At 44.0% G+C, this 10471-nt stretch carries 8 protein-coding genes; 1 reads left to right on the top strand and 7 read right to left on the bottom strand.

Annotated features, from left to right (window positions below; all coding sequences use genetic code 11):
• Positions 1-41: 41 nt before the first annotated feature.
• The 4 genes from ENN47_00625 to ENN47_00640 form a co-directional block, all read right to left on the bottom strand.
• Positions 42-2168 carry a DEAD/DEAH box helicase gene (locus ENN47_00625; GenBank protein ID HDP76696.1) on the bottom strand — a complete coding sequence of 709 codons (2127 nt, stop codon included), beginning with the start codon at positions 2166-2168 and terminating at the stop codon, positions 42-44.
• Positions 2162-3355, bottom strand: coding sequence for a hypothetical protein (locus ENN47_00630; protein ID HDP76697.1), 1194 nt, complete (start codon positions 3353-3355; stop codon positions 2162-2164). Before ENN47_00630 ends, ENN47_00625 begins: the two co-directional genes overlap by 7 nt.
• 22 nt (positions 3356-3377) lie before the next feature.
• On the bottom strand, positions 3378-5423 hold the full coding sequence (locus ENN47_00635) for a hypothetical protein (protein ID HDP76698.1): 2046 nt from the start codon (positions 5421-5423) through the stop codon (positions 3378-3380).
• A gap of 82 nt (positions 5424-5505) precedes the next feature.
• On the bottom strand, positions 5506-5985 hold the full coding sequence (locus ENN47_00640; GenBank protein HDP76699.1) for a hypothetical protein: 480 nt from the start codon (positions 5983-5985) through the stop codon (positions 5506-5508).
• Positions 5986-6134: 149 nt separating this feature from the next.
• On the opposite strand from ENN47_00640, the gene ENN47_00645 reads away from it, so the two are divergent.
• Positions 6135-7085, top strand: a complete 951-nt coding sequence (locus ENN47_00645) for a hypothetical protein (GenBank protein ID HDP76700.1) — start codon at positions 6135-6137, stop codon at positions 7083-7085.
• Here ENN47_00645 and ENN47_00650 read toward each other — a convergent pair.
• From ENN47_00650 to ENN47_00660, 3 genes are read right to left on the bottom strand one after another with little or no spacing between them, the layout of a single operon-like run.
• A complete protein-coding gene (locus ENN47_00650) occupies positions 7082-7933 on the bottom strand; it encodes a carbohydrate ABC transporter permease (GenBank protein HDP76701.1) in 852 nt (283 codons plus the stop codon). The genes ENN47_00645 and ENN47_00650 overlap by 4 nt on opposite strands.
• A gap of 10 nt (positions 7934-7943) precedes the next feature.
• Positions 7944-8855 (bottom strand): sugar ABC transporter permease, encoded by a 912-nt coding sequence (locus ENN47_00655; GenBank protein ID HDP76702.1) that lies wholly within the window; start codon positions 8853-8855, stop codon positions 7944-7946.
• Between the two features lie 58 nt (positions 8856-8913).
• Positions 8914-10194, bottom strand: coding sequence for an extracellular solute-binding protein (locus tag ENN47_00660; GenBank protein ID HDP76703.1), 1281 nt, complete (start codon positions 10192-10194; stop codon positions 8914-8916).
• Positions 10195-10471 lie beyond the last annotated feature (277 nt).

The raw sequence follows: 10471 nt of genomic DNA on the forward strand, positions 1-10471 counted from the left end.
GGTCGCGCTGAAGTCATAAGGATAGACCTGGAAGTGCACATTCAAGAATCAGAAGGATAGACTATGACAGCCTCCGATAGTTCTTCAAGTAACGAGGAGTCGTACAGCCTGTGAATCACGTATTTCACCAGCAGTTCCTCCGGAACGAATTTGTCGAGTTTCTCGCCAAAGAGATCATATTGTTTTCTCAGCTCTCCCGGCGTTCCTAAAAGATAGGTTGACAGAAGCCCCGATATTTCTCGACCTTCCATATTCGAAATCAAGCGCAACATCTCATGAATTTCATCAATGTCTGTCCCGCTCCTCACAACTACACTGTGCCAGTTAGCGCTCACAGCTTTTAGACCGGAAACAGCCTTTATGCACAGAGAAAGAAAGATGTTTGACATATCGCCTGCAAAGGTTTCTATTGATATGCTCTTCTTAAGTTTTGAAAGTGTTATCAAAGTGGAAGGAGCTTGGTGATTATCGAGAAAGTCGAGTACCATTTGTGAAGCGTCCGATGATAGGAAAACTCCATCGGGAATCTTCAGATCGTTCAACGAGGATCTTATGGATCGCGCGAACTTTTTGGTCATCAACGAGCTGCCTCCAAACCATGAAGGAGTCTTTCCGCTGCTTCCGGGAATCACGTTTACGGTTTTCCTGCCTGCATTGACTTCCTTGACCAAATAAGATCGTCCACCCAGAAGAAAGCTGACCTCATCGTCTGAAGCGCTATTTAGAACTGCAGGATGAATCTTTCCTATTTCATGCCCGTTGAGCTGAACCGAATATTCAATTCCGCCTGGGAACAGAACAACGAAATCCATCTTTTCCTTTCCGCTTCCCACAATCTCCGCAGTGGCGGCCCCTGAGATTAATGAAAGGCCCCTCCTTGCAAGAAAGCCCTCTTTCACAAGGTGATTCACCAGAATTCCGAATTCCTCTGTCTCGACCTTTCGGAAAGGGAAGGCTTCTTTGAGAAGCGCCAGGTCCTCTCTGGAGAGAATGCCCCTGGTTCTGGCAAGCCCAATCAACTGATGACCCAACAATGGAAGATGATAGTCGCTGGGTAGAAGCGGTTCGACAGATCCTTCACTTAACATTCCCAAAATTCCTAGAAGGTTGTACAGGCTTTGTGGATCCTCTATGAAGACGGAAATTGAAGACTTGTTGCCCTTTCTTCCTGCTCGTCCGGCCCTTTGAAGAAAAGAGGCAGTAGACGGCGGAATCTCAAGGAAGATCACTCGATCAATGTCACCGATATCTATACCCATCTCCAAAGTCGACGTAGCAACTATTGCCCTTAGTTTGCTATCTTTCTTGAATTCCTCTTCGATCTCCACTCTTAGTGTTTTTGATACTGAACTATGGTGAACGGGGACTTCTATTCCGAGAGATTTAGCTCTGGCGGCAAATTCCTCAGCGCGCGCTCTTGAGTATGAGAAGACAAGAGTTTTATCGTCGGTTTCTTCAAGAAGCTTCGAAAGATATTCGGAAGGAGCTATTTCACCTTCGGTGAGAACTTCAATCGTTTTCTTGCTTCTGTTTCCATCGGTAACGATCACTGAATCTCTTTTTGAACTTCCCTTCAGCCACTCCAAAAGCAACTCAGGATTTCCTACCGTGGCAGACATAGCCATTCTCTGTTGATCTACACCAGATAGAATCTTTATCCTCTCCATTAGTGAAGCGAGTTGAGCACCTCTCGGAGATTCAATGTAGGCGTGGACCTCATCCAGAACTATGAATTCAAGACCGGAAAGTAGATCACTATTCTCGCTTAGAAAGATCCCTTCAACTGATTCCGGTGTAGTGACGAGTACCGAGGCTTCTCTTGCAATAGGCAACTTCTCTGATCTTGTCAAATCTCCGTGCCACTTTGCTGCTACTAACCCAAATGGTCTCAGCATGAGATCAAGGCGAGATGAAACATCGTTTATTAACGATTTGAGTGGGGCAAAGTAGATGCATTTCAGTCCGGCGGGAAGCTCCAGCAGTCTGTTGATGACGGGAATCATCACTGCTTCTGTCTTGCCAGAAGCAGTCCCCGCTATCAACAGCAGGTTTTTCCCGTCAAGAACTGAAGGAATGGTCTTGTTCTGAATCTCTCTAAAACTCTGCCAACGATATCTGTATGAGAACAGGTCTATCAATTTCTGATTGAGCCTTGGATCGATTACCACAACTGATCAGCAGCTTTCACCGAATTAGGGTCTCCAATTTCATCTGACTTATTACCCAGTCTCAGAGAGTCAAGTAGTTCAACAGTCAGCTTTGCTACTTCTCTGATGGAAGGCCTTAATTTTCCATCGATTCCAGTGTATTGCTTCACGAGGGTATCGATGGTTTTTTCTTCAAAAGCCGAGTCTGCTGTGAATGAATAGCAGTTCGAGTAAAGTGTCTTGATTTGCTTAATTAGCTGTCTAAGATCATCTCTTCCCAGAGGTTCAAGATTGAGAATCATGGTTTTTCCACTGCTATCACCGGAGATGTTTTTCATCCTGTCGTACAAAGCGTGGTATGATGCTATTCCTCTGTGCTTATTCTCAAACCATATGTCCGTCCCAAGCCACAAAAAGTAAGTACTCTGTAGAAATCCTGAAGACATCTTGTCAATTATCTCGCGAAGCTGATTGAAAGTCCTATCCCTGACATCTCTCCTTCTATTCATAGTTGATTCAAGTTCATCCATTATTATTATTAGGCCGGGTACCTGCAAAGTATCCATCAAAGAAGTAAATGACTTCAAGAAGTTCCAGCCGTCATCTTGCAAGAAATGGTATATCCCGTGTTTCTTCATAGTTCTTTTGTCCACACTATCTCCAACGAGATATGCATAAAATTCTTCACCAGGAGACCCCTTACCTGCGCTGGCAACATAGGCTGCACAAAAGTGAGAGAACATTCCGTTGGGATCGTAATTGTCTCTGGTTGATAGATATTCTCTTACTGAATGCACATCATCAGCGGGTATCTTCAGTTCTTCCAATTCAGTAAGAGTCTTTTCTGCCCATGCTCTGAGAAACATCTTCAAAGGGTTGCCGTTGATGCCCACCATTGTCATGTTCTTCATTATCGACCTGAAAAACTCATCCTGTTTGTGAAGGGTGTCGTAGTCCTTTTCTGAAAGGCAAGAAATCATCAATCCCTTTTCCCTGGAGATATATTCGGCGTATCTTGCCAGAGTTGTCTTACCCAGACCGTATTCTCCCAGAAAGACCCTAACTTTGCTCTTTCCTGAGAGTACATAGTCAATGTCATTTTCAATTTCCACTGTAAATTTTTCTCGGCCAGTCAAAATCTCCTTCACATAATCAACCGGAACGGCGGTCCCGGCTCTTATTGCCTCAAACATGGGGTGGTAATCCACAGAAATCTCCTTTCACTTTGCATTATTCATCTGAAGCAAATCTCGCCCTGATCAGGTCCCTTGTTTCTTCGTCAAAGTTACATCCCCAGACCAGCTTCGGGATATCACCGCCAATCACTTCAATAAGCGCTTTTCCGCCGGTAGTAATTTTCGGCGCGACTACAAAGACACTCCAGAAAGTCAATCCGAGTTCTTGAAGAGTGTATTCCTTTTCCGGCTCACAAGAAAGAATCTTGCAGACAGTCTTTCGTGTCTTTCCCGAGAGTGCTTCGATTTTCTCTTCAAGCTCTCTAAAGCCATTTCTCTCTTCATGAACAGGCTCCGAATAAACGTGGCTAGTCTCGGCTGTTTCTAATTCGGGAAAAAGATACGTCCACTCCAGTTCATTTATTCTCTTGGCAGACCATTCGAGTTCATAATGAAGAGAGTTTATTTTCTCCAGCAAATCTGCTGTTATTGGGTCTTCTTCCTTATATTCGGGTGACTCAAGAATTTCGCCATCTTCGTCCTCTTCTACCAGCCTTTGTACTATCAGATCTTCTACTGTTTCTTTGTTGTCATTATTGTATTCTGAACCCTCTTCACGAAACTCTGACTTATTCCTGGTCTTCGCTTTCAACGGTGCGGGAAGGCCATTTTGGGGATACTCTTTCCACGAAGACATGATTCGAGTTTGCTTCAAGAACTCTATGAAAGTCCTAGCACTCTCTTCTTTTGCAAAGAAAAGCTTCATTAAAGGGACTCCGTAACCCGTCGCAGAGACGGTCACTACATAGTAATTGAAACACTCTATTCTTTCGTTGTTCTTCGCCTCTTTGTCAGGACCGCCTCCGGGGAGGATATACTTCCAGGTGTATCCAACGAAGAGCGCATCTTTACTGTCCAGAAATGCTTCTCTTGAAAGTTTTAGCTCTTCCAACTTCGTCCTAATCGAGTTGAAAGGGAAGCTTCTTCCTGCTTTCTTTAGGCCCGATGATGTTATTGTAAGATCATCAACCATGCAAAGAACAAAGACTCCGTTGCTTTCTTCCCCCTTCACTATGCGAAACTCACTCCTTCTTGCCGAATACCTCATTGTCTCGCCTGCGTGAGCCAAAGGGTCTTTGATCTGTCGCTCTTCGACAATCGTCCAGCAAGCCCAACCGGCAATAGCCTTCTGAAAAGATGGGAGGATTTGACCGCTTATCCTTTCGAAATACCACTTTCGGGCCTCTTCCCAGTAACTTTGACAAAGCCCGTACTCCGTTCTTGCCTCTTTTATTCCTTCTAGCCATGAAGCGAGAGTCCCATGCCTTCTCAATCCCTTTTCAAGGAAAGATACAAAGAGATTGTCAGGGACTTTTAGCCAGTTCATGAAAGTTGAAGAGTATTTCTTTATTTCCCTAACAATTGTTTCAAGTCGGGACAGCTGAACTTCTATGCTACTTTCATCATATTCACCTACTGCCAGCTTGATCTGATTCTCCAAAAACCTGCATACTCCTTCTTCCTCAGGCGGAAACTGTGAGAGAAAATCAATCAGATCAGACTCAATCATCGGAAGCAATGAGGAGTCAAGATAGAAAAGTCTTGACACAATTTCATTCAGGGGAAGGTTCGCTCCTAATTGATCGGCCGTCCTCCGCACTCTCTCGTAAAGAATCTTGAGCTCCCTCAGACCTGTTATCAGAGATTCAGATTCATCGACTATTTGATTTGCGTAATGAACTACTATTCTCTCAAGAATCTGAGGCGCCTCTTTGAAGTAATCTAGAAAAGGCAGAAAACTCTCTTCCAAGCGTGGGTTTTCAGTGGCTGCTTTCAAGAATATTTCAAGCAGGTCGGAGGTTTTGTCCGATGTTTCAGAAAGTAGTTCGCCTTCAGCATTCCTAAATATGAAAGAATATCTAGTGTCAAATAGTTTTTTGAAAATATTTGCCACAAGCGGAGTTTTGAGAGATACTAGAGCAGCATTTGAATTCTCGATAAGCGGCTTCCAGTTCCTACCCTCAAGACTCTCATTGGCTTTCTCAATAACGTCTTCTTCAGACAAAAATGTAAAGAATTCCCGATAACGAGAACTAGACAAAGTATATCCCTCACTTAAGGTGACGTCCAAGTTGATTATACTACACTTGAGAAGGCCGGTTATCAGCCTCAGAATCGATCTTCTAGCGTTCGATTTCCCGGTCGATCAGTTCCGCAAGATCCATCAATCTTTCCGCAATGAGAGCTTTGTTTTGACATGCTCTCAAAAATCTTTGATCCTTTACAAGAGATGGAAGACTCTCCCCAACTTTCTCCAGTCTGGAAATTGCCAACAGAAGGTAAGCGCCGTCAATTAGCTTTCTTACGATTATGGGCAGCTTTTCTGGCTTATCGTATGCTGTCCTTTCAATGTCTGAAAATAAAAAGTTGATCGACTCAAGTATCACTTTGAATGAGAAAAGCAGAATGTCTTCTTTTGTGTCCAAAGGTAAGCTTTCAAGCCTTCTGAGCTCCGTCTTAATCTCTGCCACTGCCAGTCTAGACTGTGAAGGGTCTTCAAGATACTTCTCCATTCTTTCCGCAGTGATTCCAAACAGATCGGCAATATCATCGGCGCTGCGCCCCTCGGATAGAAGCTTACGCAAAAAGTCCTTCTTGCTCATAGGATCACCTCAACTCAATTATATAACCAGTTTTCCAGCATTTTAAGAGCACAGCAACAGAATCAGGGATCTGTTCGATCAAGTACGTGTTCTTAGAATAGGCGGGTTATTGGACTCATTTGTATTAGAATATGCCTGGAGGTGGTACTATGAGAAAAGCAATTCCGTTGATTATCGTTCTCTTTGCCGCCGCCTTCCTATGTGCTAGTGCCTTCCACTTTGGTTATGGGTTTAATGGATTGCTGGAAGTTTCCGTCGAAGACCAGGAGTGGAGAGTCAGAATCATTCCCGTGACTTCATTGTCAAGTGGAGGAGTCGCAGCTGGGGGCATTGTCTTCAATGTACTCGGGGATAAAGGGTTCGCGATTCTCTCCGCTCTTCAGCCTGAGAATTACCGCATAGTGGACACTTTTCATTGTGAAGCGATCGATGTCAATATCGAAAGACTTGAGGTCTTCGTTGCTGATGGAACTCACGGGCTTGAGATTTTCAAGTTCTTCGGACTGAACTTCTACAAACACGTCCAAACGATACCTATGAAAGGATGGATAAGCACTGTCTCGTATATTGACGATTACGTGTTTGCTGGAAGCGAGCTTGATGGGCTGTTTATAGTGAGGAGAGGAGAGAATGGATTCGAACTTGTCGACCATATTCTGCCGCGTTATATAAATGATATTGAAACAGGAATAACGGTAAACGCCATTTCAGCATCGCAATACTCATTCTACGTTGCTGCGGGAGACCGGGGAGTTCTGGTCTTCGAGAAAGATGGATTCACACTCAGGCAGAAATCTGAAATTCCGGTCAGCTACGCAATGGATGTAGCGGTTCTTGATGGGGAGGTTTTCGTAGCAGATTCCAGGGAGAGAAAGATAAAGATTTTCTGTGAGGCAGATTGTATTCTGAAGGAAAGCTATAGCACAGACAGTACTCCTAGAGAGCTTGTCCCCGTCAACGACTGGCAGCACAACAGGAAGATGATTCTGTGCCGTTTTGATGATTCAATCTCTGTTTTCAGCAGAGATAATTTTCAAGAACTGTTTTCCCTGAGAGGCACCTTTTTCGGTATAGTAGAGCCGAGATATCTCTTTAACTAGCCTTTTCTCGAAGAATGGAGAGATGCACCACTAACAAAGTACTTCGAAAGTGCGAGAAAGAGAATGAGAATGGGGATGCTTGCAATAGCGGCAGCCGCCATCATTGCACCTTCATTTGTGTGCTTTTCCATTGCGAATTTGACGATGTAAAGGGGGATGGTCTTCATCTCTTCGCTTTGTGAAATCAATAGCGGCCATAGAAGATTGTCCCACTGGGTTCTGAATGTAAGAATTGCCAGAGTTGCGACAGCAGGGGCGCTGTTGGGAAGTATTATTCTCAAGAAGATGCTGAATTCACCAGAACCATCGATCCTTGCGGCATCAATTATCTCGTCTGGAAACGTGATAAGGTATTGTCTCATCAAAAAAATGCCAAACGCGTTTATTAGAAATGGAAGTATCAGGCCTATATAGGAATTTTGAATCTTCAGTGATGTGGCTACCAAATAGAGGGGAATCATAATGGCTTCAAAGGGAATCATCATTGTGGCCATTATCAGCAGAAAGACAAGATTTCGACCCCTGAAAGGAAACTTTGCCAATCCGTATCCTGTGAGGGCAGATAGAAAAACGGTAGAAATCGATACTACCCCGGCTACGATGAAAGAGTTAAGAATGTTCCTGGGAAAAATGAAACTCCCATCGTTTCCTCTGATTGCCTGCCAGTAATTTTCCGTGTATAGATCCTTTGGGATCCATGGATAAGGCATCTTCAAGATTTCCTTTGAAGGCATCAAAGAAGCGGTGAGCATGAACAATATGGGAGCCAGAATCACAATAGCAGTCAGAATAAGGAAGGCCCAAATCAAGACGTCGAATACGATTGATTGCTTCTTGTTTGTCTTCATGATAACCTCCCTAATAGTCGACTTCTCCACCTGATCTGCTTACTCTGAACTGGAGCCAGGTGAAGAATAACATTAGCCCGAATAGCAGTATACTCATCGCGCTTGCACGACCGATATTGTGGTCCCTAATAGCAGTATTGTAGATGTTAAGTGTTATTACATTAATCGGTTCGGTCGGCGCTCCGGACTGCGTAAATAGATACTGGGTGCTAAATGTCTTCAGACACTGGAGCATTGACATGATGGAGACTAGAACAGTAGTCGGTTTCAGCAAAGGGAGAGTTATGTGCCAGAAATCTTTCCACCCGTCGGCTCCGTCAATTCTCGCGGCTTCGTGCAGGCTTTGAGGAATACTGGCCAGTCCTGTAATGAATATGATCGTGAAGTAACCTATGTACTTCCAGAAGTATACCAGTATTGTAGACAGCCTAACCATTCCTGCTGTGGCGAGCCATTTGTAGTCTTTACCTACAGTTCCAAGCAACGTGTTCATAGTGGTGTTGGCCAGTCCCCTGGGGTCGAATATGAGTAGCCAGATAGCTGCTGCCACTACAGAAGAAAGTACTGCGGGAGAGTAATAAGCCATCTGGAAGAATTTGTGAAATCTCCGTCTCGACATTATGAATACAGCAAGCAGAAGGCTGAAGATCACTATCGGGATGAATGTTCCCAATGTGAATATAAAAGTTGCCTTAACAGAATTCCAGAAATCCGGAGATTTCAGGAGATACTCATAGTTTGAAAATCCGATGAATGTGGGTGGACGAAGATCAAGCAGTCTCTTTCTGAAGAGACTTGTATAAAAAGCGTTGATTATTGGGTAAAAAGAAAAGACTGCAAAAAAAGCCAGGGAAGGTAGAACAAAAAACCAGCCCCACCTTGCCTTCTTGTGTTCTATACCCTTGTTGAAGATGCGATTCAAAGGTAAGGCTCACCCCTTTCTGAAGGAATTTGCCCGCCGGATGGCGGACAAATTATAACTAGTACTGATCGTCCAATACTTCCTGCACCTTTCTGCGCAATGCATTTAGAGCATCTTGGGAGCTTGTACCAGTTAGCATTACAGATTCTACAGCCTCCTTTATGAGCGACTGAATCTTTGCAGAGCTTTCGGAAAAATAGACGACTGAAGACTTTTCAAGATCAGAGATGAAGACATCAGAATAAGGGTAGTTCTTGAATGTCTCTGAATCAAGAAGGTCGTTTGTCGGTATTATGATTGCAACCTCTTCAAGATATTCCTCTGCATGACTAAGCATATATGAAATGAATTTCCAGGCCATTTCCTGATTCTCCTTAGGCTTCTGTGAATTGACCATGTAATAGTGACCATAATAGTGAGCCGGGACGTAATTCACAGCATTTTCGAACTGTGGAAAAGGAACGACCATAAACTCGCCGCTATTATAGAATTCCGGATTATCTGCCTTTATTCTTGCTATCTGATACAGCCCGGTTGTGCACATGCCGATGTCGTTGTTGTCCAAATTGAATAACTTCCGAGCGTTTTGGTAAGTTGGAGAACCAAGATTCTGCCCATTTGGTCCCCAAGCAGCCATGTAATCAAGGAAATTAAGCCAGGCTTCATCATTGATTATCGCAGTCTTACCGTCGTCGCTGACAAGTTTTCCCCCCATCTGTTCAACTAGCGGCATGAACGCAACTAGATAGTATGGATATCTGAAGTCGAAGCCTCTCCGTGTGATGATCTCGCCCTCTCTTATCGTAAGTTTCTCGGAAACTTCCATCATTTCTTCCCACGTCTTAGGATAGTCGACTTCCGGGTCTAGACCGGCATCTCTGAAAACTTTTTTGTTCAAGAATAGACACCAGTTTGTTATTTCAAGTGGGAGACCATAAACCTCACCTTCATAAATCACAGGATCCAGTGTCCCGGGCAAATAGGACGCGAGTAGATCTTCCTTGCCAGCGAATCCTGCTGCCTCGTAACTAACAGGGGCGACTCTGCCATTTACGATGTAGGCAAATTCATCTTCAATTGACATATTGAAGATATCCGGACCTTGATTAGCGGCAAAAGCTGTAAGTATAAGCTCTTGAATCTTCGTTGAAGACTGTGTTACCCTCTTTATTACGACATTGGGATACATTTCTTGGAATTCCTCAATGAAGCGTTCTTCAAGCGGTGTTCTGTTCGGATCTTCATGAGTCCAAAACTCCAGTTCGATGGTGTTTGCAATTAGCATTGCAGAGCCTAGAAGAAAAGCCATGAGTAGAACAAAAAGAAAACGCCTATTCATTAAAACACCTCCCCGTGGAATTGGAGCAGCTGCTCCTGATAAAATAATACAACTTTGATGCATAAATACGAAGCTAATTTTGACTGGATCTAGGCTATTAGGAATCCTTCTTGCAGAGATAATAACCAGAGTGTGCCAAGAAGGCGAAGAAGGAAACTTCTAGCCATGCTTAATCGAAGATGAGGGAGGGCCCCTCGAAGCCGTCATGCAGGTGGAGGCTTCAAACCACCGTAAGCTGCTGTGGTAAAGAGCCATGGTAGTGAACGTTACGGGAAAA

The organism is Mesotoga infera (assembly GCA_011045915.1).
Taxonomy (GTDB): Bacteria; Thermotogota; Thermotogae; order Petrotogales; family Kosmotogaceae; genus Mesotoga; species Mesotoga infera_D.